18 protein-coding genes are annotated in these 24,362 nt (G+C 69.5%); 13 read left to right on the top strand and 5 right to left on the bottom strand.

The features are described from left to right. Nucleotides 1-36: 36 nt before the first annotated feature. The 3 genes from M3195_RS07750 to ligD all read left to right on the top strand — a co-directional run bounded on the left by M3195_RS07750 (nucleotide 37) and on the right by ligD (nucleotide 4,894). Nucleotides 37-2,487, top strand: a complete 2,451-nt coding sequence (locus tag M3195_RS07750) for an ATP-dependent helicase (protein ID WP_251586219.1) — start codon at nucleotides 37-39, stop codon at nucleotides 2,485-2,487. A gap of 26 nt (nucleotides 2,488-2,513) precedes the next feature. Next, entirely contained in the window at nucleotides 2,514-3,758 is a 1,245-nt protein-coding gene (locus tag M3195_RS07745) for an SseB family protein (RefSeq protein ID WP_251586217.1), read from the top strand. 83 nt (nucleotides 3,759-3,841) lie between these two features. Beyond that, nucleotides 3,842-4,894, top strand: a complete 1,053-nt coding sequence (gene ligD, locus M3195_RS07740; RefSeq protein ID WP_251586215.1) for a non-homologous end-joining DNA ligase — start codon at nucleotides 3,842-3,844, stop codon at nucleotides 4,892-4,894. Nucleotides 4,895-4,917: 23 nt separating this feature from the next. Here the strand turns inward: ligD and M3195_RS07735 are convergent, their stop codons facing one another. Together M3195_RS07735 and M3195_RS07730 are read right to left on the bottom strand one after the other, a co-directional pair. Continuing rightward, a complete protein-coding gene (locus M3195_RS07735; protein WP_251586212.1) occupies nucleotides 4,918-5,961 on the bottom strand; it encodes an ATP-dependent DNA ligase in 1,044 nt (347 codons plus the stop codon). A 59-nt stretch (nucleotides 5,962-6,020) separates the two neighbouring features. Further along, nucleotides 6,021-7,469, bottom strand: coding sequence for a phytoene desaturase family protein (locus tag M3195_RS07730; protein WP_251586210.1), 1,449 nt, complete (start codon nucleotides 7,467-7,469; stop codon nucleotides 6,021-6,023). A 41-nt stretch (nucleotides 7,470-7,510) separates the two neighbouring features. On the opposite strand from M3195_RS07730, the gene M3195_RS07725 reads away from it, so the two are divergent. After that, nucleotides 7,511-7,996, top strand: a complete 486-nt coding sequence (locus M3195_RS07725; RefSeq protein ID WP_251586208.1) for a hypothetical protein — start codon at nucleotides 7,511-7,513, stop codon at nucleotides 7,994-7,996. A 34-nt stretch (nucleotides 7,997-8,030) separates the two neighbouring features. Here M3195_RS07725 and M3195_RS07720 read toward each other — a convergent pair whose 3' ends face one another. Both M3195_RS07720 and M3195_RS07715 read right to left on the bottom strand, forming a co-directional pair. Then, nucleotides 8,031-9,266 (bottom strand): acyl-CoA dehydrogenase family protein, encoded by a 1,236-nt coding sequence (locus M3195_RS07720; RefSeq protein ID WP_251586206.1) that lies wholly within the window; start codon nucleotides 9,264-9,266, stop codon nucleotides 8,031-8,033. A 113-nt stretch (nucleotides 9,267-9,379) separates the two neighbouring features. Next, nucleotides 9,380-10,042: a TetR/AcrR family transcriptional regulator gene (locus M3195_RS07715; RefSeq protein WP_251586204.1), complete on the bottom strand. Its 663-nt coding sequence runs from the start codon at nucleotides 10,040-10,042 to the stop codon at nucleotides 9,380-9,382. A 142-nt stretch (nucleotides 10,043-10,184) separates the two neighbouring features. On the opposite strand from M3195_RS07715, the gene sucC reads away from it, so the two are divergent. Beyond that, nucleotides 10,185-11,351: an ADP-forming succinate--CoA ligase subunit beta gene (gene sucC / locus M3195_RS07710; protein ID WP_096714262.1), complete on the top strand. Its 1,167-nt coding sequence runs from the start codon at nucleotides 10,185-10,187 to the stop codon at nucleotides 11,349-11,351. An 18-nt stretch (nucleotides 11,352-11,369) separates the two neighbouring features. Continuing rightward, nucleotides 11,370-12,272: a succinate--CoA ligase subunit alpha gene (sucD, locus tag M3195_RS07705; RefSeq protein WP_251586202.1), complete on the top strand. Its 903-nt coding sequence runs from the start codon at nucleotides 11,370-11,372 to the stop codon at nucleotides 12,270-12,272. A 228-nt stretch (nucleotides 12,273-12,500) separates the two neighbouring features. Here the strand turns inward: sucD and M3195_RS07700 are convergent, their stop codons facing one another. Continuing rightward, the gene (locus M3195_RS07700) at nucleotides 12,501-13,958 is read right to left on the bottom strand and encodes an NCS2 family permease (protein ID WP_251586201.1); all 1,458 of its coding nucleotides are present in this window, start codon (nucleotides 13,956-13,958) and stop codon (nucleotides 12,501-12,503) included. A gap of 92 nt (nucleotides 13,959-14,050) precedes the next feature. Here M3195_RS07700 and M3195_RS07695 point away from each other — a divergent pair, with 92 nt between their 5' ends. From M3195_RS07695 to M3195_RS07665, 7 genes are all read left to right on the top strand, one after another. Further along, entirely contained in the window at nucleotides 14,051-15,460 is a 1,410-nt protein-coding gene (locus M3195_RS07695) for a cell division protein PerM (RefSeq protein ID WP_251586200.1), read from the top strand. 43 nt (nucleotides 15,461-15,503) lie between these two features. Then, nucleotides 15,504-16,085 carry a phosphoribosylglycinamide formyltransferase gene (purN, locus tag M3195_RS07690; RefSeq protein ID WP_251586198.1) on the top strand — a complete coding sequence of 194 codons (582 nt, stop codon included), beginning with the start codon at nucleotides 15,504-15,506 and terminating at the stop codon, nucleotides 16,083-16,085. Between the two features lie 48 nt (nucleotides 16,086-16,133). Further along, nucleotides 16,134-17,741, top strand: a complete 1,608-nt coding sequence (gene purH / locus M3195_RS07685; protein WP_251586196.1) for a bifunctional phosphoribosylaminoimidazolecarboxamide formyltransferase/IMP cyclohydrolase — start codon at nucleotides 16,134-16,136, stop codon at nucleotides 17,739-17,741. 392 nt (nucleotides 17,742-18,133) lie between these two features. Further along, entirely contained in the window at nucleotides 18,134-19,732 is a 1,599-nt protein-coding gene (locus tag M3195_RS07680; protein WP_251586193.1) for an Ada metal-binding domain-containing protein, read from the top strand. After that, entirely contained in the window at nucleotides 19,729-20,226 is a 498-nt protein-coding gene (locus M3195_RS07675; RefSeq protein WP_251586191.1) for a methylated-DNA--[protein]-cysteine S-methyltransferase, read from the top strand. The genes M3195_RS07680 and M3195_RS07675 overlap by 4 nt, the downstream gene beginning before the upstream one ends. A gap of 336 nt (nucleotides 20,227-20,562) precedes the next feature. Then, nucleotides 20,563-22,497: an ABC transporter ATP-binding protein gene (locus M3195_RS07670; RefSeq protein WP_251586189.1), complete on the top strand. Its 1,935-nt coding sequence runs from the start codon at nucleotides 20,563-20,565 to the stop codon at nucleotides 22,495-22,497. Further along, nucleotides 22,494-24,308 (top strand): ABC transporter ATP-binding protein, encoded by a 1,815-nt coding sequence (locus M3195_RS07665; protein ID WP_251586187.1) that lies wholly within the window; start codon nucleotides 22,494-22,496, stop codon nucleotides 24,306-24,308. Before M3195_RS07670 ends, M3195_RS07665 begins: the two co-directional genes overlap by 4 nt. Nucleotides 24,309-24,362: the final 54 nt, after the last annotated feature.

The following is a 24,362-nucleotide window of genomic DNA, read 5'->3' as shown; positions in this document are numbered from 1 at the left end:
CCCGCTGTCGGTGGCGACGCCTAGACTCGTAAGGCCATGACCGAAGCCCCCCTCATCGTTCCCGGATCCGTCGGCCCGCGCTCCACCGGGGAGCAGGGTCAGGACGACCTCCTCGCCGGCCTCAACCCCCAGCAGCTCGAGGCCGTCACCTATCGCGGCCCCGCGCTGCTGATCGTCGCGGGCGCCGGTTCCGGCAAGACCAGCGTGCTCACGCGTCGCATCGCCTCGCTCCTGCGTTCTCGCGAAGCGTGGCCGAGCCAGATCCTCGCGATCACCTTCACGAACAAGGCCGCGGGCGAGATGCGCGAGCGCGTCGAGGGCATCGTCGGCGAAGCGGCTCGCGGCATGTGGATCTCAACCTTCCACTCGGCGTGCGTGCGCATCCTGCGTCGCGAAGCGCAGCAGTTCGGATTCACGAAGTCGTTCACGATCTACGACTCGGGCGACTCGCGCGCCCTCATCAAGCGTCTGGTGAAGGAGCACGAGGCCGACGCCTACGGTCTCACCCCGGCATCCGTGCAGGGACGCATCTCGAAGCTCAAGAACGAGCTGTCGGATGCCGAGGCGTACGCGCGTCAGGCGAACATGAGCGACCCCGCCGAACGGATCTTCGTCGAGCTCTTCACCGACTACCAGCGGCAGCTGCAGAAGGCCAACGCTTTCGACTTCGACGACCTCATCGGCCAGACCGTTTACCTGTTCCGTGCTTTCCCACAGGTCGCGGACACGTACCGCCGTCGTTTCCGTCACGTGCTCGTCGATGAGTACCAGGACACGAACCACGCGCAGTACGCACTCATCCACGAGCTGACGCGTCCCGTCTCCGGCGACGCTCCCGACCCGTATGCTTCCAACGGCATGATGATCTTCGAGCCCGAGACGTCTCCCGAGCTCGAAGGTGCGTCGCTGACGGTGGTCGGCGACTCGGATCAGTCCATCTACGCGTTCCGCGGCGCCGACATCCGCAACATCAGCGAGTTCGAGCGCGACTTCCCGGGGGCCAAGGTGGTGCTGCTCGAGCAGAACTACCGCTCGACGCAGAACATCCTCTCGGCGGCGAACTCGGTCATCGGCAACAACTTCGACCGCAAGGACAAGAAGCTCTGGAGCGACAAGGGAGACGGCGACAAGATCATCGGCTTCACCGGGTACTCGCAGCACGACGAGGCCCAGTTCGTCGCCGATGAGATCGAGGCCCTGCGTCGCGCCGGTATGCCGTACTCCGAGATCGCGGTGTTCTACCGCACGAACTCGCAGTCGCGTGCGCTGGAGGAGATCTTCATCCGCTCCGCCGTCCCCTACAAGATCATGGGCGGCACGAAGTTCTACGAGCGCGCCGAGATCAAGGACGCCCTGGCCTACCTCGTGGCGGTCGCGAACCCCGCCGACGAGATGGCCGTCCGCCGCATCCTCAACAAGCCGCGCCGCGGCATCGGCGACGTGACCGAGACGGCGATCGCGCGGTTCGCGGAGGACCACGACATCACCTTCCGTCAGGCGCTCTCGGTGCCCGGACAGCTCGGGGTCGGCCCGAAGATCCAGGCGGCCATCGCGCAGCTCGACGCGACACTCGCCGAGGCGACCGAGATCATGCTCCCCGCGTCGGGGGAGGTGCCGCCGCCGACCTCGGTCGCCGACGGCCTCAGCGTGCTGCTGTCGAAGAGCGGGTATCTCGACGCGCTGCGCGCGAGCCGCGACCCGCAGGACGAGGCGCGGGTAGAGAACCTCGACGAGTTCGTCGCGGTCGCGAGGGACTTCGCGCGCAACAACCCCGAGGGCACGATCGTCGACTTCCTCACCGAGGTGGCGCTGGTGTCGGATGCCGACGACCTCGACGACGAGTCGGGCACCGTGTCGCTCATGACGATGCACACCGCGAAGGGCCTCGAGTACGACGCGGTGTTCGTGACGGGAGTCGAGGAGGACCTCATCCCGCACCGCATCTCGGCGGGCGAGCCGGGCGGTCCCCAGGAGGAACGCCGTCTCTTCTACGTGGGCATCACGCGCGCGCGAAAGCGCCTGCACCTGTCGCTCGCCATGACGCGCGCCCAGTTCGGAGAGGTGTCGGTCGCGATGCCGAGCCGGTTCCTGCAGGAGATCCCTGCCGGACTCATCGACTGGCGGCAGTCGCCCGGCGACGTCAACTCGCGCGGCGGCACGCAGTCGCGCGCTCTGAACGCTCGGCGAGGCGGCGGCGGGTTCGGCGGATCGGGCGACCGCTTCGGCGTGAAGCCGCTGCCCGGCAGCGACTCCCTGAAGCCCCTCTCGACCGCGATGGACAAGTTCCCGAATCGTGTCACGGCGAAGATGCGCGACAACGGCGACCTCGAGCTGGCGGCGGGTGACCGCATCCGCCACTCCGACTTCGGAGAGGGGCGAGTGGACGCCGTCACGGGCGAAGGTGCGAAGCGGATCGCCCACGTGCGCTTCGACTCCGCCGGGCAGAAGAAGCTGCTCATCAAGGTCGCGCCGATCGAGAAGATCTGACGGGATCGCGGGTTAGGCTGGCTGATATGGCCCTGTTCTCCCGCCGCAAGAAGTCCGCTGACGACGTCGTCGCCGACCCGACCGAGGCGGACGCGACCGTATCCGCCGACGAGACCGACGGCAGCGCGCCCGAGTCGGAGGACGCCGCGACGGTCGATCCGAAAGACGCCACCGGCACTGCGTCCGAGCCGAGCTCTGCGCCTGGACCCCGCGCCGCATCAGACGCCGAGGCATCCACCCCCGCCGAGGAAGCAGCCCCCGCCGTCGGCATCTCGGTGCAGGCCTTCCGCGGTGTCGGCGCGCAGGCCGGTCCGGAGGTCTCACTGCCCGACCCCCACGCAGGACCGGTCTCGGCCGCGGAATCCACGGCGCCCGTCGCGCCGACCTTCGGGGGAGCCCCGGCCCCGCGTCCTGCGGATGCGTCGACCGAACGCCGACTGCCGCTCGCTCCCGCGCTGCCGCCGGAGCAGACCGAGACGGTTCCCGGCATGAAGGACAACGTCCTGCTCCGTGAGGCTCTCGCGCAGATCGAGCAGGGCGCCACGAACGAGCAGCTTCTCGGTGTGCTGCGCCAGGCGCTGCAGGCGCACCTCTACATCCGGGTGAACGGCGACGCGCGCGCGCAGATCAGCGAGGGCAAGCCGCTCTCGGTCGCCGTCGTGCGCGACGGCGACCGGCAGTTCATGCTCGCGTTCAGCTCTGCAGGCGCCGTGCGCGACTCCGTGCAGCTGGAGAAGGACCCCACCGCGACCTCGGCCGTCGCCCAGCCGGTCACGTCGGTGCTGCAGCAGGTCGTCGCGGGCGATTTCGCCGGGCTCATCGTCGACAACGCTTCGGCGCCCCACCGCGTCGTCTTCCCCACCGAACTCCTCGAGAAGGCGCTCGAGCAGGCCGACGTGGAGATGACGGTCAAGTCGCTGCTCGCCCAGCCCCGGGAGCAGGACACGGCGGCGAAGCTCGGTCAGGCGCTCGCCACCAAGCGCATGTGGGTGGCCGTGAACGACGGCACCGGCACCGGCCAGCCCGGTATCGCGGAGGCGCAGACGGCCGACGGCAAGCGATTCCTCCAGCTGTTCTCGCATCCGCTCGAGGTGCTCGCGCTCGGTCGAGGCGACCGTCCGCTGCCGTTCGACCCCGAACAGCTCGCCAAGCTGCTCGCCGGACACCCCGAGATGGCCGGCGTGATCCTCGACCCGGCGGGTCCGACGCTGCTCGTCGAGCGCGACGCGCTCGCGCCGGTGCTGGTGCTCGCGGTCGATCTGGGCGATTGACGGTCGACCAGGGCGACGGCCCACTGCGCACGACGCCGTTCGCGGGGGTTCCGCGCGTCTCGCTCGCGCCCTAGGGTCGGACCATGGCCTCCGAACGCGTGACCCTGACCGTCGTCGATCCGGATGGAGAGCGCGAGGTCGCTCTGTCGAGCCCGAACCGCGTGGTGTGGCCCGAGGTCGGCATCACCAAGGCGGAGCTGGCCGAGTACTTCCAGCTCGCCAGCGTGCCGTTCCTGGCAGCCAACGGCAACCGGCCCGTCTCGTTGGAGCGGTTCCGCGACGGCATCGGCAGCGAGGGCTTCTTCTCGAAGAATCCGCCGAAGGGCACGCCTGACTTCGTCGACGCGGTCACGCTGACGTACAACAGCGGGCGGCGGCATCCGCAGATCGTGCTGAACCGACCGAGCGCGATCGTCTGGGCCGCGCAGATGAACACGATCGTGTTCCACCCGTGGGCCTCGCTGGCGACCGATCCCGACAATCCGATCGAGCTGCGCATCGACCTCGACCCGCAACCGGGGACGGACTTCGCGGATGCCGTGACCGCTGCTCACGAGCTGCGGACGGTGCTGCGCGAGGCCGGTCTGGAGGCGTTCGCGAAGACCAGCGGTAACCGCGGACTGCACGTGTTCGCGCCGATCGAGCCGACGCACGAGTTTCTCGACGTGCGGCACGCGGTGATCGCGGCCGGCCGCGAGCTGGAGCGTCGGATGCCCGCACAGGTGACCACCAACTGGTGGAAGGAGGAGCGCGGAGAGCGGATCTTCGTCGACTTCAACCAGGCGAATCGCGACCGCACGATGGCGGGTGCGTACAGTCCGCGCGCCCTGCCGAAGGCGACGGTGTCGACACCCGTGCACTGGGATGAGCTCGACGATCTGGATCCGTCTCAGTTCACCGTACGCAGCATCCCGAAGCGGCTCGACGAGATCGGCGACCCCTGGGCCGAGAAGCAGTCGTCGCCTGGGCGCATCGACACGCTGCTCGAGTGGTGGGAGCGCGACAAGGCCGACGGGCTCGGCGAGCTGCCGTTCCCTCCCGAGTTCCCGAAGATGCCCGGCGAGCCGCCGCGCGTGCAGCCGAGCAAGAAGGTCGCCGCGAACTGGGACGAGAACGGCGAGCCGAGCGGCGGCTGAGGGCCGGTGCTGGATGCCGCGCGTCAGCCGATCACGTCGGCGAGGTCGTAGCCGACGACGGTATCGAGCTGGTCGTAGGTGCACGAGCGCGCGTCCCGGTCGGGCCGCCAGCGCTCGAACTGCACGGTGTGCCGGAACCGGTCGCCCTCGAGCTGGTCGTATCGCACCTCGAGCACCCGCTCCGGGCGAAGCCGCACGAACGACACGTCCTTCGACCCGCTGAACCGCGAGCGCTCGCTCTCACCCGTCACTGCGGCGCCGTCCGCGTCGCGCTCGACCAGGGGAGCGAGCTCGTCGACGAGCTCCTGGCGCCGCTTGTCGCTCCACGCCGCGACACCACCGACCTGATGCAGCCGCCCGTCGGCGTCGTACAGCCCGACCAGCAGCGAGCCGACCCCGCTGCCCGACTTGTGGATGCGGTAGCCGAGCGCCACGACATCGGCGGAACGCGCGTGCTTGACCTTGATGAGCGTGCGCTTGCCCGGAGCGTAGGGCTGATCGAGCGGCTTCGCGACGACGCCGTCGAGTCCCGCACCCTCGAACTCGGCGAGCCACCGGATGGCGGCGTCGCGGTCTGTGGTGGTGCGGGTGATGTGCAGCGGGTGCTCGACCTTCGTCATCAGCGCTTCGAGGCGGCCACGGCGCTCTCGGAAGGGCGCCTGGAGCAGGTCATCGTCGCCTTCGGCCAGCAGGTCGAAGGCGACGAACATCGCCGGCGTCTCGGCAGCCAGCTTCGCGACGCGGGATGCGGCCGGGTGGATGCGCTGGCTCAGCGCCTCCCAGTCGAGCCGCTGCGCTCCCTCATGGCCCGTGGCGACCACGATCTCGCCGTCGAGCAGGCAGGGTCCGGGGAGGAGGTCGGGGATCGCCTCGACGAGTTCGGGGAAGTATCGGGTCAGCGGCTTGGCACCCCGGGAGCCGATCTCGACCGTCTCGCCGTCCCACGCGATCAGGCCGCGGAATCCGTCCCACTTCGGCTCGAACAGCAACCCGCCGCTCGTCTTCGTGGGATCGGGGACGGATGCCGCCGCCTTGGCGAGCATGGGGGCGGGGATCTCGTAGCGCATGCACCCATCCTGGCCCGCTCGACGTCGTCGGAGAAGGGGGTGGACGGCGTCGGGAAGCGTCAGAACAGGTCGGCGAGGGTGGCGCGCTCACCCGCATCAGCGAGCGCTGTGCGCGCGGCGTGCCACCCGGCCATGCCGTTCACCCCGGGACCGGGCGGGGTCGACGACGAGGCGAGGTAGACGCCGCGCATCGGGGTGCGCCACGGGGCCACGCTCAGCACGGGCCGCCGGATGGCCTGCGGGATCGTGAAGGCGCCGCCGAGGATGTCGCCGCCGATCTCGGCGGGGTTCACGGCCTCGCGCGCCGAGGCCGGGACCGCGTGGTGCGCGAGGATGCGGTCGCGGAACCCGGGGGCGAAGCGCTCGACCTGCCGCGTGATGAGCTCGGTCGCATCGAGGTCGGAGTTCGCCGGCACGTGGATGTACGCCCATAGCACCGCTTTGCCCTCCGGGGCTCGGGTCGCGTCGAAGACCGACGGCTGCACCGTGAGCACGTACGGACGCTCGCTGACCCGGCCGCGCGCGACGGCGTTCTCGCTGGCGGCGACCTCGGCCCTGGTGCCGCCGAGATGCACGGTGGGTGCCTGTGCCACGTCGGGGTTCGTCCAGGGGATCGGTCCGTCGAGTGCGAAGTCGACCTTGGCGGCAGCGGCGCCGTAGCGGTAGCCCTGGATCGCACGGGCGTAGCGGTTCGGGATGTCGGGGTGTGTGAGGAGCAGTCGCGGCGTCGTGTTGAGCAGCAGCAGGTCGCCGGCATCCGGGTCGCCCCAGTCGAGATCGCCGAGATCGGTGACGTGCACGCCCGACTCGACCGAGCCGCCGTGCGCCTCGATGTCGGCGACCATGGCGTCGGCGATGCGCTGCGCGCCGCCGCGGGGATACATCCAGCCGCCCGCGTGTCCCGCTGCGGCGAGCAGCAGTCCAGCGGCGGAGGCGGCGAGCGACGGCATCCGCGCCGGAGCGTGCGCGAGCACCCCCGAGATGAGCCCGGCGGCCTCGTCGGTGCGGAACGAGAGGTTCGCGAACGGCGTGCCCTGGTCGATCATGCGCAGGCCGAAGCGCAGCGCGGTGAGCGGTTCACGAGGGATCCGCAGCATCTGGTTGCCGGTGAAGTCGACGACGCCCTCGATGTGCCTGCTCAGCGGACGCAGCAGCGCGAGCCACGCCTTGCCGTCGACACCGAGTCCTGCCGCGGTCTTCTCTATGTCGCGCCAGGCGACTCCGGCGCGACCGCCGTCGAGAGGATGCGCGTAGGAGATCTCCGGCACGATCCAGTCGATGCGGTCCGCGAGCCCGAACGCCTGGAAGAAGGGCGACGAGAGTGCGGCGGGGTGCACCGCCGAGCAGATGTCGTGCACGAATCCGGGAAGCGTGGTCTCGGCGCTGCGGACGCCGCCACCGATCGTGTCCGCTGCCTCGAGCACGCGCACCTCGTAGCCGGCACGGGCGAGGGAGACACCCGCCGCCAGGCCGTTCGGACCGGATCCGATGATCGTCGCACGAACCATGGGGTCAGTCTTCCACGTCCGGACGTGAGATCCTGGAGGAGATGAACGAAGTCCAGGGCCCGACCCCCACCGGCACCTCCCGTCCGTACCGATCGCTCCGCGAGGCACTCCGCGCCCACCGCGTCGCCGAGGAGAACCACGAGTTCATCACGGCGATCATGGATGCCGTCGGCATCTCCTCCTACATCGACCGCGGCCGCTACATCGAGGCCATCCGTCGTGGCGAGGGCGCGAGCCTGCACATCGGCAAGACCTACACCAACGGCTTCACCGAGGACGAGGTGGTCGTGGTCGGATCGACGCCGCTTCGCCTGCGGGCGAGCGAGGGGCGTGCGCCGTACTTCTACGTCACCCACCCGAGCGAGTTCCGCCCGATCGCGACGGTGAAGGCCAAGCGGTCCTCGTCGCCACGCGCAGCCGCGGCACCCCGCGTCGCGGCGACGCCGAAGCCGGTCGAGCGCGACTACGGCGTCTGCGACGCGTGCTTCATGGTGAAGACGCCGGCCGGCGGCTGCGGCTGCGACTGACGCATCCGTCTAACCACGCTTTCCTCGCGAGGGGTCAGGCGAACGCGCTCTTCCCGGTGATGTCACGCCCGAGCAGCAGCGCCTGCACGCTCTCGGTGCCCTCGTAGGTGTGGATCGCCTCGATGTCGGCCATGTGCTGCATCACGCCGTACTCGAGCAGGATGCCGTTGCCGCCGAGCAGGTCGCGCGCGGTCGACGCCACCCGTCGGGCCGCGCGGGTGTTGTGGAACTTCGCGAGCGACGCCTGGGTGGGCCGCAGCTGGCCCGCCGTCTCGAGGTCGGCGAGGCGACGGCAGTACAGCTGCATGGCGGTGAGATCCTCCAGCATGTGGGTGAGCCGCTCCTGCACCATCTGGAACCCGGCCAGGGGCTTGCCGAACTGCACCCGCTCCGAGGCGTAGGCGAGGGCGGCCTCGTAGCAGGCGGTCGCGTGTCCGAGGGCCGACCACGCGACACCGGAGCGCGTCGCGTAGAGGACCGTGGACGCGTCCTTGAAGCTCTTCGTCCCCGGGAGTACGGCGTCGAGCGGCACGCGAACATCGTCGAGGCGGATGTGCGCCTGGTGGATCGCCCGCAGCGAGGCCTTGCCCCGGATCGCCGTTCCCGTGTATCCGGGCGTCTCCTGCTCGACGAGGAAGCACCGTACCGAGCCGTGCTCCTCGGCCGACTCGTCGTCGACGCGCGCCCAGACGAACGTGATGCCGCCGGAGGCACCGTTGCCGATCCACTTCTTGGCTCCGCGGATGACCCACTCCTCACCGTCGCGGCGGGCGACCGTCTCGAGCGACACCGAGTCGGAGCCGTGGTCCGGCTCGGTGAGGGCGAAGGAGCCGAGGACCGAGCCGTCGGCCAAGGCCGTCAGCCACCGTTCCTGCTGGGCCGGCGATCCGAACAGTGCCAGGGTGCGCAGCGCGAGGCCGCCCTGCACGGCGAGCACGGTGCCGAGTGACCCGTCGCCCCGCGAGATCTCCATGTTGACGAGGCCGGCGGCGAGGGGGGAGAGGTGCGTGAGGGACGGGTGGTCGATGCCATCCACGACGAGGTCCATCTCGCCCATGCGGCGGGCGGCGTCGAGGGGGTACTCGGCCCGGTCCCAGGCATCCGCCATCTGCGGCCCGACCTCGTCGATGTAGGCCTTGGCGCGGTCCCATGCCGCGCGGTCGGCCTCCGGGATGTCGGCGAACACCGCGTAGTAGTCACTGTCCTGTCGGGCGGTGATGTCGTACGAGGCGACGCGCTCGCCGGGGACGGGAGAGGCTGCAGTGCTCATGGGGGCTCCTTCGATGGACCTGAGTATCGTACTCCTCGGTACTCGGTTTCACGAAGATGAGCGCGCGGACACTCGTCGCGCGGACACCCGTCGCGCGGAGACGCTGCGCGAGGTCAGTCGAGCTGCGACCGCAGGCGGCGGGTGATCTCCGCCACCGGCATCGACCGGGGGAACACGGCGACCACCACGTCGTCTGGGGCGCCCGTCTCGGCTTCCGCCGGCACGCCGTAGCGACGCCGCACGTCGGCCAAGGCGGTCTGCAGCGTCGACAGCGGCACCTTCTTCTTGCCGCGCAGCAGCTGCCGAAGCACGTGGTTGTGCACGGCGGTGACCAGCGCGGCGAAGCCGACGGCATCCAGAGGGTCCACCCCGGGCAGCGCGGTACGCAGGTAGTCGTCGAACAGGCGCTCGTAGCGGAACACGGTGATGATCTCGCGCTCGCGCAGCACCGGCACCTGCCGCACCACCTGATAGCGGCGGCGAGCCAGCTCGGGGTCGCGGGCGAAATGCGCGAAGACCGACTCGGATGCCGCGCAGACGGCGCCCCACGGGTCGTCGTGTCCTTCGGCGAGGTATTCGCGCAGCTGTCCGAGCATCACCTCGTGGTCGGCGAACACGACGTCCTCCTTGCCGCCGAACTGACGGAAGAACGTCGAGCGTGACACGCCCGCGGCCTTCGCGATCTGCTCGACGGAGGTCTGATCGAAGCCCTGGGCCTGGAAGAGCTCGAGTGCTGCCGCGACGACGGCGTCGCGGGAATCGGAGAAGTCTCGCATAGCGAAAGCCTAGAACCTCGGGGGCCTCGCGCCAGCGGTTCTTCCGCTCCGGGACGCTCAGGCCGAGGTAGTAGGCTGGGGGACTGGTCGATGTCTCGACATCGAGAGAATTACCAGACAGCAGCCCAGTGAAGGAACCACAGTGGATCTGTACGAGTACCAGGCACGAGACGTTTTCGAGAAGTACGGAGTGCCGGTCCTCGCCGGCATCGTCGCGGATACCCCTGAGGAGGTGAGGGCGGCAGCCGAGAAGATCGGCGGAGTGGTCGTCGTCAAGGCTCAGGTGAAGACCGGCGGCCGAGGCAAGGCGGGCGGCGTCAAGGTCGCCAAGACCCCCGACGAGGCGTACGAGGCTGCCAAGGCCATCCTCGGTCTCGACATCAAGGGCCACGTCGTCAAGCGCGTCATGGTCGCGCAGGGTGCGCGCATCGCCGAGGAGTTCTACTTCTCCGTGCTGCTCGACCGTGCCAACCGCTCGTACCTGAGCCTCTGCTCGGTCGAGGGCGGCATGGAGATCGAGGAGCTCGCGGTCGAGCGCCCCGAGGCCCTGGCCCGCGTCGAGGTCAACCCGCTGACGGGGATCGACAAGGAGAAGGCCGTCGAGATCGCCCGCGCGGCGAACTTCCCCGAGGACCTCGTCGAGAAGGTCTCCGACGTCTTCGTGAAGCTGTTCGACGTCTACAAGGGTGAGGACGCGACGCTCGTCGAGGTCAACCCGCTGGTCCGCACCGAGGAGGGCGACATCATCGCTCTCGACGGCAAGGTCACGCTCGACGACAACGCCTCCGAGATCCGTCACCCGGAGCACGAGGAGCTCGAGGACAAGGACGCCGCCGACCCGCTCGAGGCCAAGGCCAAGAAGTCGGGCCTCAACTACGTGAAGCTCGACGGCGAGGTCGGCATCATCGGCAACGGCGCCGGACTCGTCATGTCGACCCTCGACGTCGTCGCCTACGCCGGCGAGAACCACAACGGCGTCAAGCCCGCGAACTTCCTCGACATCGGCGGCGGCGCCTCGGCAGAGGTCATGGCCAACGGCCTCGATGTCATCCTCGGCGACCCGCAGGTCAAGAGCGTCTTCGTGAACGTCTTCGGCGGCATCACCGCCTGCGACGCCGTCGCGAACGGCATCAAGGGCGCCCTCGAGACCCTCGGCTCCGCGGCCTCCAAGCCGCTCGTCGTGCGCCTCGACGGCAACCGCGTCGAGGAGGGTCGCGCGATCCTCGCCGAGTACGCGCACCCGCTCGTGACCCTGGCCGCCACCATGGACGAGGGCGCCGACAAGGCCGCCGAGCTCGCCAACGCCTGAGACTGAAGGACGAGAAGAATGTCGATCTACCTCAACAAAGACTCCAAGGTCATCGTCCAGGGCATCACCGGCGGTGAGGGGACCAAGCACACCGCGCTGATGCTCAAGGCCGGCACCCAGGTCGTCGGCGGCGTCAACGCCCGCAAGGCCGGCACCACCGTGTCGCACACCGACAAGGACGGCGCGGCCGTCGAGCTGCCCGTCTTCGGCTCGGTCGCCGAGGCGATGAAGGAGACCGGCGCCGACGTGTCGATCGCCTTCGTTCCCGGCGCGTTCACGAAGGACGCGATGATCGAGGCCATCGACGCCGAGATCCCGCTGCTCGTCGTCATCACCGAGGGCGTCCCCGTCGGCGACTCGGCCGAGGCGTGGGCCTACGCCCAGAGCAAGGGCAACAAGACCCGCATCATCGGCCCGAACTGCCCCGGCATCATCACGCCGGGCGAGGCGCTCGTCGGCATCACGCCGGCGAACATCACGGGCAAGGGCCCGATCGGTCTCGTGTCGAAGTCGGGCACCCTGACGTACCAGATGATGTTCGAGCTGCGCGACCTGGGCTTCTCGACCGCCATCGGCATCGGCGGCGACCCGGTCATCGGCACCACCCACATCGACGCGCTCGCCGCGTTCGAGGCCGACCCCGAGACCAAGGCGATCGTCATGATCGGCGAGATCGGCGGCGACGCCGAGGAGCGTGCGGCCGACTACATCAAGGCGCACGTCACCAAGCCGGTCGTCGGCTACGTCGCGGGCTTCACCGCTCCCGAGGGCAAGACCATGGGCCACGCCGGCGCCATCGTCTCGGGCTCCGCAGGAACCGCGCAGGCGAAGAAGGAGGCCCTCGAGGCCGCCGGCGTCAAGGTCGGCAAGACGCCGTCCGAGACCGCAGCCCTGATGCGCGAGATCGTCGAAGCGCTCTGACGCGCTAAGCTGTACGAGAAGGCCCCGGGCTCCACCCCGGGGCCTTTCTCATGCCCGGACGGCTGTGCCCGTCGCAGTTGCCGACTTCTGCGACCACGGCGAACTTCTGCGGCCACCTCCCCGTGAGCAGGCCGCAGAACATGCCCGAGGCCGCAGAAGCTGACTACATCACGGGAGCGACAGAGGGGCGGATGCCGCAGCATCCGCCCCTCTGGGGTCGTCGCGGGGTCAGGCGACGCCGAACAGAGCCTCGATCGGCCCGCGGGCGAAGAACAGCACGAAACCGGCGGCGACGATCCACAGCAGCGGGCTGATGCGCTTCGCCTTGCCGGAGAGGGCCTGCACGAGCACCCAGCTCACGAAGCCCGCTCCGATGCCGTTCGCGATCGAGTAGGTGAGAGGCATCACCGTGACCGTGAGGAAGACCGGCAGCAGCACGCTGAAGTCGGTGAGATCGATGTACTTGATCTGCGCCATCATCATCGCGCCGACGATCACGAGCGCTGCGGCCGCGATCTCGGTCGGCACGATCGAGGTGAGCGGCGTGAGGAACATCGCCAGCAGGAACATCGCGCCGGTGACGACGTTCGCGAACCCGGTGCGCGCGCCCTCGCCGATGCCGGCGCCGGACTCGATGAACACGGTGCTCGACGACGAGGACGTGCCGCCGCCGACGATCGCGCCGACGCCCTCGACGACCAGCGCCGACTTGATGCGGGGGAAGTCGCCCTTCTGGTCGGCGAGGTCCGCCTCCTTGGCGAGACCGGTCATGGTGCCCATGGCGTCGAAGAAGTTCGAGAACACCAGGGTGAAGACGATCATGACGATCGCGACGAGGCTGACCTTGCTCAGGTCGAAGCCGAAGTCGACGGCGCCGACCAGGCTGAGGTCGGGCAGGCTGAACGGCGCACCCAAGAGGGAGGGCACGGTGAGGCCCCAGCCGCCGGCGTTGCCGTCGGCGGCGGCGCCGAGATGCCAGATCGCCTCGACGATCACGGCGAGCACGGTGCCGGAGACGAGACCGATCAGCAGCCCGCCCTTGACCTTGCGTGCGACGAGGATGCCGGTGACGATCAGGGTCACGATGAAGAGCACCGTCGGGACGGTGGCGACGGATCCGCCGACGCCCAGGCCCACGGGCGGAGACGCCGAGCCGGTGGCGGTGACGAAGCCGGAGTTCACGAAGCCGATGAAGGCGATGAACAGGCCGATACCGACCGTGATCGCGATCTTGAGCTGGAACGGCACGGCGTCGAAGATCATCTTGCGCAGGCCGGTGACGGCGAGCAGCACGATCACGACACCGTTGATCATCACGAGCGCCATGGCCTCGGGCCAGGTGACCTGGCCGACGACGGAGAACGCGACGAACGCGTTGATGCCGAGGCCCGCGGCGAAGCCGAACGGCAGGCGCGTGATGACGCCGAACAGGATCGTCATGATGCCGGCGGTCAGGGCGGTGGCGGCGCCGACCGCGCTGAAGTCGAGCTTCATACCGTCGACGTCGGCGGAGCCGGACAGGATGATCGGGTTGAGGATCACGATGTAGGCCATCGTGACGAACGTCACCAGGCCACCTCGGATCTCGGTGCCGAGGGTGGAACCGCGCTTACTGATCTCGAAGAAGCGATCGAGCGCGTTCGCCGGTTCAGTCTGTGAGGTGGTGGGGGACGGGGCAGTTGACATCGGGGAAACCTCCGGAGGAGACGATATCGTGTCCGCCGCCCCGCGCGCGCCCGCGGGCGACGGCAGGCTTCTCGTCGTAGTCTCGAAGCGTCATGCAACGCCTCCTCGTCGCGCTCCTCGCCGCCTTCGACGCCGCCATCGCGGCGGCCGTCGGGCTCGCGGCCCTCCTGGCACCGCTCACCCTGCTGTGGACGCTGGCGTTCGGCGCGACGGCTGACTGGGGTGCTCTGTGGCCGCTCGCCGGCACCCTGTGGCAGTACGGCCACGGCGCTCCGGTCGACATCGAGATCGGCACCGAGGTCCTGCGGGCGGCCGGCGTGGCCCCGGACGCCGCGGCCTTCACCCTGTCGGTGACACCTCTCGCCTTCCTGTTTTTCACGCTGCTGTTCGCCGCGCGCTCCGGGGCGCGCGCCGCCCGGTCCGGCGCGTGGGCGCTGGGAGTCGCCTCCGGCACCGTGGCGATCGCGGTGATCGCAGCGGCGGTCGCTTTCACGGGTCGCGTCGCCGCCGCCGAGACGCCTCTGCTCCTCGCCATCGCCCTGCCTGCCGCGGTGTACCTCGTCGGCGCCCTCGTCGGCGGGGTGCGGGTCGCCTGGCAGGACGGCGACGGCGGCATCGTCGACCGCGTGCACGACATCGTCGACTCGCGGGGCGACTGGGGTCCGGTGCCGGCATCCATCGCTCGCGGAGCGGCCTTCGCCGTCATGACGACCACCGCGGTCGCCGGACTCTCCCTCGCGATCCTCACGCTCGTCAGAGGCGGCGAGGTCGTGGCTCTCTTCCAGGCGACACGGGTCGACGCTCTCGGCGCCACGGTGATCACCCTCGGCCAGCTCGCCTACCTGCCCACCATGATCGTGTGGGCGACCTCGTGGATCGCCGGCCCCGGATTCTCGTTGGGCGTGGGCTCCGCCGTCTCACCCGCCGGAACGCAGCTCGGGGTCGTGCCGGGCATCCCCGTCTTCGGACTGCTCCCCGAGCACACCACGATCTGGATGCTGATCGTCGTGCTGCTCCCGATCGGCGCCGGCGCATTCGCCGGATGGGCCGTCCGCTCGCGACTCGTGTGGGAGGGTACGCCGCTCCACGCCGCCCCTCGGGCGGTCATCGCGGTCGGCGTGGGCGTGGTCACGGCCATCGTCGCGGCTGTCGCCGCCGTCCTCGCCTCCGGGTCGATCGGGCCGGGCCGCCTCGCGGAGGTCGGACCCGCACCCCTTCCGTTCGCGCTCGCGCTGGGCGGCGAGGTGATGCTGGGTGCGGCGATCCTGCTGCTGTCTCCCCGCCATCGCGACGAGGTCGCCGAGGAGCGCACCGACCGGTGGATGGCCGCGATGACGGCATCCGACACCTCCTCCGACGCGGGAGCCGCCATCTCGTGGGACGACCCCGACGGTCGGTCCGGGGAGGGAGCGAACCGCTCGTCGTCGACCGATCCGGACCCCTCCGGCGACGCGCCGGGCTTCCGTCTGCCGCGCCGCGATCCGGTCGATCCGCTCGCCTGACTCGCGGTCGGGGGAGGTGCGGGGCCGCGGGTAGACTGGGCGCGTGCTCACGGTCGCCGTTCTCATCTCGGGCACCGGCTCGAATCTTCGTGCCCTTCTCGAGGCCGCTCGTGACCCCGATTTCCCCGCACGCGTCGTCGTCGTCGGAGCCGATCGGCAGGCCGACGGTCTCGCGCACGCCGAGGAGTTCGGAATCCCCAGCTTCACCGTGCCATGGCACGAGCACGAGAGCCGGGAGGCCTGGGGGGAGGAGCTGGGGAATCAGCTCGACGTCTGGAGTCCCGATCTCGTCGTGCTGAGCGGTCTCATGCGACTGCTGCCCCACGACCTGGTGGCCGCGTACTCGCCGCGCCTCATCAACACGCACCCCGCCTACCTGCCCGAGTTCCCCGGAGCCCATGGCGTGCGCGATGCTCTGGCCGCAGGTGTCTCCGAGACCGGCGCGAGCGTCATCGTCGTCGACGACGGTGTCGACACCGGCCCCATCCTCGCCCAGGAGCGCGTGCCCGTGGTCGCCGGCGACACCGAGCACAGCCTGCACGAGCGCATCAAGCCCGTCGAGCGGCGGCTGCTCATCGACGTGGTGCGCCGCATCGCGACGGGTGACCTGTCGCTCACGTCCTGAACCCCACGACCCTCGCAGCATCACGACATCTCGCAGAAGGAGCACCTCATGGCCGGCCCCCGCCACGACCACTCGCTGTACCGCGATCGCGACACCGTTCGGATCCGCCGTGCACTCGTCTCGGTGAGCGACAAGACCGACCTGCTGGTGCTCGCGAAGGCGCTCGCCGATGCAGACGTCGAGATCGTGTCGACCGGCTCGACGGCCGCGGCTATCCGCGATGCCGGCTACGACGTGACCGATGTCGCGGCGGTGACGGGTGTCGCCGAGATGCTCGACGGTCGCGTGAAGACCCTGCACCCGAAGGTGCACGGCGCCGTGCTCGCCGACCTGCGCCTCGAAGACCACGAGCGTCAGCTCGCCGAGCTCGGCATCGAGCCGTTCGAACTCGTCGTCGTCAACCTGTATCCGTTCGTCGAGACCGTCGCCTCGGGTGCTGAGGGCGACGACGTCGTCGAGCAGATCGACATCGGCGGTCCGGCGATGGTCCGCGCTGCGGCGAAGAATCACGCCAATGTCGCGATCGTGGTCTCGCCGCAGTCGTACCCCGGCATCATCCGCGCGATCGAGGAGGGTGGCACCGGACTCACCCAGCGGCGCGAGCTCGCGGCGCGCGCCTTCGCCCACACGGCGGCCTACGACACCGCCGTCGCGTCGTGGTTCGCGGAGGGCACGCTGAACGACGGCGACGACCTGCCCGCGCACCTCACGATCCAGGCCGAGCGTCTCGCGACGCTCCGCTACGGCGAGAACTCGCACCAGCGCGGCGCGATCTACACGCGATCGGGCGGCCACGGCATCGCCCAGGCCACGCAGCTGCAGGGCAAGGAGATGTCGTACAACAATTACGTCGACGCGGATGCCGCGCTGCGCGCCGCGTACGACATGGTCAAGCCGGCGGTGGCGATCATCAAGCACGCCAACCCGTGCGGCATCGCGACGACCGCTCCGAACGCCCTCGACCCGATCGCCAGCGCCCACCTGCGCGCCCACGAGTGCGACCCGGTCTCGGCATACGGCGGTGTGATCGCTGCGAACGGCACCGTCACCCTGAAGATGGCCGAGAACCTCAAGGACATCTTCACAGAGGTGATCGTCGCGCCGTCGTTCGAGCCCGCAGCGCTCGAGGTGTTCAAGGCCAAGAAGAACCTGCGTCTGCTGCAGCTGCCGGAGGACTGGCAGCAGGAGCGGATGGACGTGCGCCTCGTCTCGGGCGGATTGCTGCTGCAGGACGCCGACCGCTTCCCCGACGACATCGTCTCGGTCGCCAAGAACTGGGAGCTCGTGTCGGGTGAGCGGCCGAGCGACGAGGAGATGGAGAACCTCATCTTCGCGTGGAAGGCCTGCCGTGCGGTGAAGTCGAACGCCATCGTGCTCGCGAAGGACAACGCGACCGTCGGTGTCGGCATGGGCCAGGTCAACCGGGTGGACTCCTGTCGCCTCGCCGTCGAGCGCGCGGGCGACCGCGCTGCCGGCTCGGTCGCGGCATCCGACGCCTTCTTCCCCTTCGCCGACGGACCGCAGGTGCTCATCGACGCCGGCATCACGGCGATCGTGCAGCCGGGCGGATCGGTCCGCGACGAGGAGGTCGTCGACGCGGCGCGCAAGGCCGGCGTGACGATGTTCTTCACCGGGGAGCGCCACTTCTTCCACTGAGTCGGGCGGGGAACGCAGAGCATTCCGATGTACCGAGATGCTTCCGGGCTGGATGCTTGAGCGGTCGGCAGCACAGACCTACCGTGGTGCAGGTGATCGCCGCAGAGTGCGGCGGCTGACCGCCCCCTCACCGGCGGCGATCCGACGCAAGGAGTCCTCATGTTCGAGTTCCCGCCCTTCGACGACCCGTGGTGGCAGACCTGCGACGCGCAGATCCTCTGGGATCTTTACGGTCCCGGCAACTGACGGATCGTCTGTACCGACTGAGATCGGGAGGACCCCGCGGCTCTGGCCGCAGGGTCCTCTCGTTCGTTCGCAGGTCATCCGTGATCCCTCACAGCCGTGTCCGATTTCCGCCAGCCGATGTCGGAGGCGCGTGACAGAGTGGAGTCATGACCTTCCCCGTGGTGGACTTCGACGAGCGATACCGCGCGATCAGTGCGCGCGACACCCGCTTCGACGGGCAGTTCGTCACGGCGGTGCGCACGACCGGCATCTACTGTCGCCCCAGTTGCCCCGCGCGCACGCCCAAGCCCGAGAACGTCACGTTCTACCCGACGAGCGCGGCCGCGCACGAGGCGGGCTATCGCGCCTGCAAACGGTGTCTGCCCGAAGCGGCGCCGGGGTCGCCTGCGTGGGACGTCCGCAGCGACGTCGCCGCGCGGGCCATGCGACTGATCTCCACGGGGGTGGTCGAGCGCGAGGGCGTCTCGGGTCTCGCCGCGCGCCTCGGATACTCGACCAGACACCTCACGCGCCTGCTCACGGCCGAGCTCGGCGCCGGACCGCTCGCGCTGGCGCGCGCACATCGCGCTCACACCGCGCGGATGCTGCTCGTCGGCACGAGCATGGCGGTGTCGGAGGTCGCGTTCTCCGCGGGTTTCGCGAGCATCCGGCAGTGCAACGACACGATCCGCGAGGTTTTCGGCCTCACGCCGGGCGAGCTCCGCGCCCGGCGACGCGGGAGCATCACCGGCGTGCCAGGGTCCATCGACCTGGTGCTGCCGTATCGCGGACCGCTCGATTCGTCGGGGATCTTCGCGTGGATGGCCGCTCGCGCGGTTGCCGGCGTGGAGGAGGCGGGAGAGGCCTCTTTCTCCCGGCACCTGCGAATGGGCGGCGGACCCGCCTGGTTCGAGGTGCGACGGGATGCCGATGAGCGCCTGCACCTCCGCGCGCGCGTCGCCCAACTCGGCGACCTCGCGCCGCTCGTCGCGACCGCACGACGCATCTTCGATCTGGATGCCGATCCGCTGGCGATCGACGAGGCGTTGAGCGCGCACCAGGAACTCGCGCCCCTCGTGGCACGCACGCCGGGGATCCGGGTACCGGGTTCGGCCGACCCGCACGAGATGCTGATCAGGGCGATGGTGGGGCAGCAGATCACGGTGGTCGCAGCCCGCACCGCGCTGACCGCGCTCACCGAGGCGCTGGGCGAGCGGATCGAGGGCGGCATCCTGTTCCCGACCATGTCGGAGATCGCCGAGCGTGGTGCCGAGGTGCTCCGCGGGCCCGCCGCACGCATCAGGTCGATCGTCGGTGCGGCGCGGGATCTCGCCGACGGGTCGCTGACGCTCACGGTCGGCGACGACGCCGCCGAGCAGCGTGCGGCACTGCTCGCGATGCCGGGCATCGGGCCGTGGACCGCCGACTACGTGCGGATGCGGGTGCTCGGCGACCCTGACGTGGTGCTTCCCGGCGACGTCGCGCTGCGCGCCGGCGCCGCGGCCGCGGGACTGCCCGCCGACCCGAAGCCGCTGGTGGCGTGGGCGGAGCGAGTGGCGCCGTGGCGGAGCTACCTCAGCGCGCACCTGTGGCGCGCAGCCCCCGTGCGTCCGGCTCGCGTGAGGCGGGCGCGCGGAAGCCGCGCCGCCGACGCGGTCCCGACTGCGGCTTCTCTGTCGACCTTCTCGTCTGTCACGTCTGTGCCGTCTCTCACGAACACCCCGCCCCGTGCGAGCGTCCCGTCCCCTCTAAAGGAGTCCTCATGAGCGCCCTCATCCAGACCATCGACACCCTCGACGGGCCGTTCACGATCCTCGCCGACGAGCACCAGCGCGTTCTGGCCTCGGGGTGGACCGCAGATCACGATGCGATCCTCGTCCGCCTCGCTGTCGCGCATCGTCCCGCCGAGGTGCGGGAAGCAGTGACGGATGCCGCGGCAGCCGTCCGCGCCTACTACGCCGGCGATGTGGCGGCCATCGATACGGTCGAGGTCGCTCAGCGCGGAACGGCGCTGCAGCAGCTCGGATGGGCGGCCCTGCGCGGGATCGCCGCAGGGAAGCCGTTGACGTATACGTCGTTCGCCGCCCGTCTCGGCAACCCGAAAGCGGTGCGCGCTGCGGCATCGATCTGCGCGCGGAACGCCCCGGCGCTGTTCGTGCCCTGCCACCGCGTGCTGCGCGCGGACGGCTCGCTCGGCGGCTTCGCCTGGGGGCTGCCGGTGAAGGAGCGTCTTCTCGCACGCGAGGCCGCGACGATCTGATTCCGCCCCCGATCGGGGAGGGAGCCTCACTTTCTGCAGATCGGGAATCTCTCTTGCGCTCAGCTGGTTCTCAGGAATAGGCTGATGGGCTGTCGCGCCGACCGGACGACATCGCCGAGCCCCTGAGGAGGACATCATGACATCGATCGTCATCGCGCCGATCGCCGCTCACGGCTCGACCCCGGCGCGTCCGCTCCGCTAGAGCCCACCTCGGAGTCGCGTCGCGACTTCACCGCTCGCGACGTCACCGTTCCGGCACCGGGCTCCGAGAGTCTTCTTCGCGCCCGCGCGTCCCCGTTCAGTAACCGCTTTCCATACGAAACTCGTCTGAGAGACATGTCTTCCTCGCCTTCATCGTCGAACAGCTCCCCCTCGTCGTCCCTTTCCACTCCCGCCGCTCTGTGGCGCCTCAAGCCGTTCGTGAAGCCCGTCATCTGGCGCCTCGCGGGTGGTGCCCTCAGCGCGCTCGCCGCCGCCGTCATCGCCCTGATGATCCCGATCGTGCTCGAGCAGATCATCCGCGGGCCCGTACAGACCGGAGCCATCGACGCCATCGTCTGGGGAGCGCTCGCCGTGTTCGGGCTCGCCCTCGGCGAAGCGCTCATGGTGTGGCTGCGCCGACAGTTCGTGCTCAACCCGGCGACTCAGGTCGAGTACGAGATGCGCACCGAGCTCTACTCGCGGCTGCAGACGCTGCCCGTCGCGTTCCACGACCGCTGGCAGTCGGGTCAGCTCCTGAGCCGCATGATGCAGGACATCGGCCTGATCCGCCGTTGGCTCGCGTTCGGTCTGGTGCTGCTCGTCGTCAACGTCCTCACCATCATCATCGGCGCCGTGCTGCTCTTCCGTTGGCACTGGCTGCTCGGCACGATCTTCATCGTCACGGCGATCCCGCTCTGGATCCGCGGCTACCTCTTCGAGAAGCGCTACGGGGCACTCACCCGGCGCAGCCAGGACCAGGCCGGCGACCTCGCCACCAGCGTCGAGGAGAGCGTGCACGGCATCCGGGTGCTGAAGGCGTTCGGGCGCGGCAAGCACGCCCTCCGTCGGTTCAGCCGACAGGCCGAGACGCTGCGCGAGACCGAGATGAGCAAGGCCGGAGCGATCTCGTCGATCTGGTTCTGGCTCGACCTCATGCCGCAGATCGCGTTCGGTCTGAGCCTCATGTCGGGCATCTGGCTGATCTCGCAGGGAGCCATCGAGCTGCCTGAGCTGTTCGCGTTCTTCGCCATGGCGACCGTGCTGCGCTGGCCCATCGAGTCGATCGGCTTCCTGTTCTCGTTCATGCTCGACGCGCGGACGGCCACCGACCGCGTGTTCGACATCTTCGCGGAGACCAACACGATCACCGACCCGGAGAACCCGGTGCACATCGAGAACCCGCGCGGCGAGCTCGCGTTCGAGGGTGCGCACTTCCGCTACCAGGACGCAGGGGCGCACGAGCGCGACCTGCTCGACGGCATCGACCTCGTGCTGCGTCCGGGCGAGACCATGGCGCTCGTCGGGCTGACCGGCAGCGGCAAGACGACGCTCACGACACTCCCGACTCGTCTCTACGACGTCACCGGCGGCCGTGTGACCCTCGACGGCGTCGACGTGCGCGACCTGTCTCTCGCGGAGCTGCGTCAGCACATCGCGATGGCCTTCGAGGACGCGACGCTGTTCTCGGCATCCGTGCGGGAGAACGTGCTGCTCGGTCGGGCCGACCTCGACGTGCACAGCGCGGAGGCGGAGCGTGTGCTGCGCGAGGCGCTCGATGTCGCGCAGGCATCGTTCGTCGACACGCTGCCCGAGGGCGTCGAGACGATCATCGGCGAGGAGGGTCTGAGCCTGTCGGGCGGGCAGCGTCAGCGCCTCGCCCTCGCCCGCGCCGTCGCCGCGAAGCCGAAGGTGCTCGTGCTCGACGACCCGCTGTCGGCGCTCGACGTCGACACCGAGGCGCTCGTCGAAGAGGCGCTGCGCCATGTGCTCGCCGACACGACGGCTCTGATCGTCGCCCACCGCCCCTCGACCGTGGCGCTCGCCGATCGGGTCGCTCTGCTCGAGGCGGGTCGCGTCACGGCGGTCGGGACGCATTCCGAGCTGCTGAAGTCGAGCAGCCACTACCGGCACGTCATCTCGAGCCTAGAGGCCGAGGAGGCGGCGCGCACCGGCGCGATCCCGATCATCCGCGACGAGCAGGACGAGATCGAGGATGCCGTGCGCGAGGGCATCCGCGACGAGACCCCCGACGATGAAGAACTGTTCACCGAGAAGGAGGTGCAGCGATGAGCTCCGCGATCACCGGAACCCAGGACGAGGACCGCTCCCGCTACACACGCGAGGAGAGCAGGGCGATCCGCCGCAGGTCGCTGCGCCTGCTCGGCTCGCTCGTGCGCCCGCTGAAGCCGCAGATCGTGCTCGCCGCGATCGTGCTCGTGATCTCGACCGCGCTGCAGGTCTCGGGCCCGATCCTCATCAGCATCGGCCTCGACCGCGCTCTGCCCGCCGTGCTCGAGCGCGCCGACTGGATGCCGACGTTCATGATCGGCGGCGTCTACCTGCTCGCGGGTGCCGTCGCCGCGGCGATGATCGCCTGGTACGTGATCATCGCGGCGAAGCTGACTCAGGCAGTGCTGCTCGACCTCCGCAAGCGGATCTTCCTGCACACCCAGCGCCTCAGCCTCGAGTTCCACGAGTCGTACACGTCCGGACGCATCATCTCACGGCAGACGAGTGACTTGGACTCGATCCGAGAGCTGCTCGACGGCGGTCTCAACGAGCTCGTCTCCGGAGTGCTGTTCGGCCTGTTCACGTTCATCGCCCTGTGCGTGTGGGACTGGCAGTCCGGGGTGATCCTCGCGATCGGCGGCATCCCGCTGTTCTTCCTGATGCGCTGGTTCTACTCGCGGTCACAGCTGGTGTATCGCGAGTCGCGCGTCATCAGCGCCAAGGTCATCGTGCAGTTCGTCGAGACCATGACGGGCATCCGCGCGGTCAAGGCGTTCCGCAAGGAGCCCCGCAACGACGAGTCGTTCCAGCAGATCGCCGGGGAGTACCGCGACGTCAACCGTCGCTCGCTGCTGCTGTTCGGCACCTTCGAGCCGGGACTCATGGGCGTCGCGGCGCTCGTGCTCGGGATCGTCGTCCTCTGGGGCGGCATCCGGGTGTCGGACGACGCGGTCACGGTCGGCGTGCTGCTCTCGGCCGTGCTGTACGTGCGTAACTTCTTCGCGCCCATGCAGGAGATCGCGATGTTCCTGAACTCGTATCAGTCGGCGACGGCTGCGCTCGAGAAGGTGTCGGGAGTCCTCGAAGAGGTGCCGACGGTGCCCGACCCCGAGAAGCCGGTCGACCTGTGGGAGTCGCGCGGGCACGTGCGGTTCGACGAGGTCACCTTCGGCTACAACGGCGAGAAGACGATTCTCCCGAACTTCACCCTCGACATCCCGGCAGGCCAGACCATCGCTCTCGTCGGCACGACGGGGGCGGGTAAGTCGACGCTGGCGAAGCTGATCTCGCGGTTCTACGATCCGTCGCTCGGCACGGTCACGCTCGACGGCGTCGACCTGCGCGACCTGCACCCGAAGGACTTGCGGCGCGCCATCGTCATGGTCACGCAGGAGGCCTACCTCTTCAGCGGGACCGTGGCCGACAACATCGCGCTCGGCAAGCCCGACGCGTCGCTCGACGAGATCCGGGCGGCGGCTCGTGCGGTCGGCGCCGACGACTTCATCACGTCACTGCCCGACGGCTACAACACCGATGTCAACAAGCGTGGCGGACGGGTGTCGGCGGGGCAGCGACAGTTGATCTCGTTCGCGCGGGCGTTCCTGGCGGACCCCTCGGTGCTCATCCTGGATGAGGCGACGGCATCGCTCGACATCCCGTCGGAGCGCTTGATCCAGGATGCTCTGCAGACGCTGCTCAAGGACCGCACCGCCATCATCATCGCGCACCGCCTGTCGACGGTCGCGATCGCGGATCGGGTGCTGGTCATGGAGCACGGCCGCATCATCGAGGACGACAGTCCCGATGCGCTCATCGGCGGCACGGGCAAGTTCGCGCAGCTGCATGCGGCCTGGCAGGAGACCCTCGTCTAGCTCGCAGAGTGTGCGCACGCCTCGGGCGGACGCAACTTCTGCGGCCTTCGCCAC

This window comes from Microbacterium hydrocarbonoxydans, from assembly GCF_023715885.1.
Lineage (GTDB): Bacteria > Actinomycetota > Actinomycetes > Actinomycetales > Microbacteriaceae > Microbacterium > Microbacterium hydrocarbonoxydans_C.
Note: the sequence above shows the minus strand (reverse complement) of the source record. Positions and strands in the feature narration are given on the sequence as shown.

Coding starts and splice junctions, on each gene's coding strand:
- M3195_RS07680 (WP_251586193.1), top strand. CDS start 18,134: ATGACCTTCCCCGTGGTGGACTTCGACGAGCGATACCGCGCGATCAGT.
- M3195_RS07675 (WP_251586191.1), top strand. CDS start 19,729: ATGAGCGCCCTCATCCAGACCATCGACACCCTCGACGGGCCGTTCACG.
- M3195_RS07725 (WP_251586208.1), top strand. CDS start 7,511: ATGAACGAAGTCCAGGGCCCGACCCCCACCGGCACCTCCCGTCCGTAC.
- M3195_RS07735 (WP_251586212.1), bottom strand. CDS start 5,961: ATGCGCTACGAGATCCCCGCCCCCATGCTCGCCAAGGCGGCGGCATCC.
- M3195_RS07720 (WP_251586206.1), bottom strand. CDS start 9,266: ATGAGCACTGCAGCCTCTCCCGTCCCCGGCGAGCGCGTCGCCTCGTAC.
- M3195_RS07670 (WP_251586189.1), top strand. CDS start 20,563: ATGTCTTCCTCGCCTTCATCGTCGAACAGCTCCCCCTCGTCGTCCCTT.
- M3195_RS07750 (WP_251586219.1), top strand. CDS start 37: ATGACCGAAGCCCCCCTCATCGTTCCCGGATCCGTCGGCCCGCGCTCC.
- sucD (WP_251586202.1), top strand. CDS start 11,370: ATGTCGATCTACCTCAACAAAGACTCCAAGGTCATCGTCCAGGGCATC.
- M3195_RS07715 (WP_251586204.1), bottom strand. CDS start 10,042: ATGCGAGACTTCTCCGATTCCCGCGACGCCGTCGTCGCGGCAGCACTC.
- M3195_RS07700 (WP_251586201.1), bottom strand. CDS start 13,958: ATGTCAACTGCCCCGTCCCCCACCACCTCACAGACTGAACCGGCGAAC.
- M3195_RS07695 (WP_251586200.1), top strand. CDS start 14,051: ATGCAACGCCTCCTCGTCGCGCTCCTCGCCGCCTTCGACGCCGCCATC.
- M3195_RS07665 (WP_251586187.1), top strand. CDS start 22,494: ATGAGCTCCGCGATCACCGGAACCCAGGACGAGGACCGCTCCCGCTAC.
- ligD (WP_251586215.1), top strand. CDS start 3,842: ATGGCCTCCGAACGCGTGACCCTGACCGTCGTCGATCCGGATGGAGAG.
- M3195_RS07730 (WP_251586210.1), bottom strand. CDS start 7,469: ATGGTTCGTGCGACGATCATCGGATCCGGTCCGAACGGCCTGGCGGCG.
- M3195_RS07745 (WP_251586217.1), top strand. CDS start 2,514: ATGGCCCTGTTCTCCCGCCGCAAGAAGTCCGCTGACGACGTCGTCGCC.
- purH (WP_251586196.1), top strand. CDS start 16,134: ATGGCCGGCCCCCGCCACGACCACTCGCTGTACCGCGATCGCGACACC.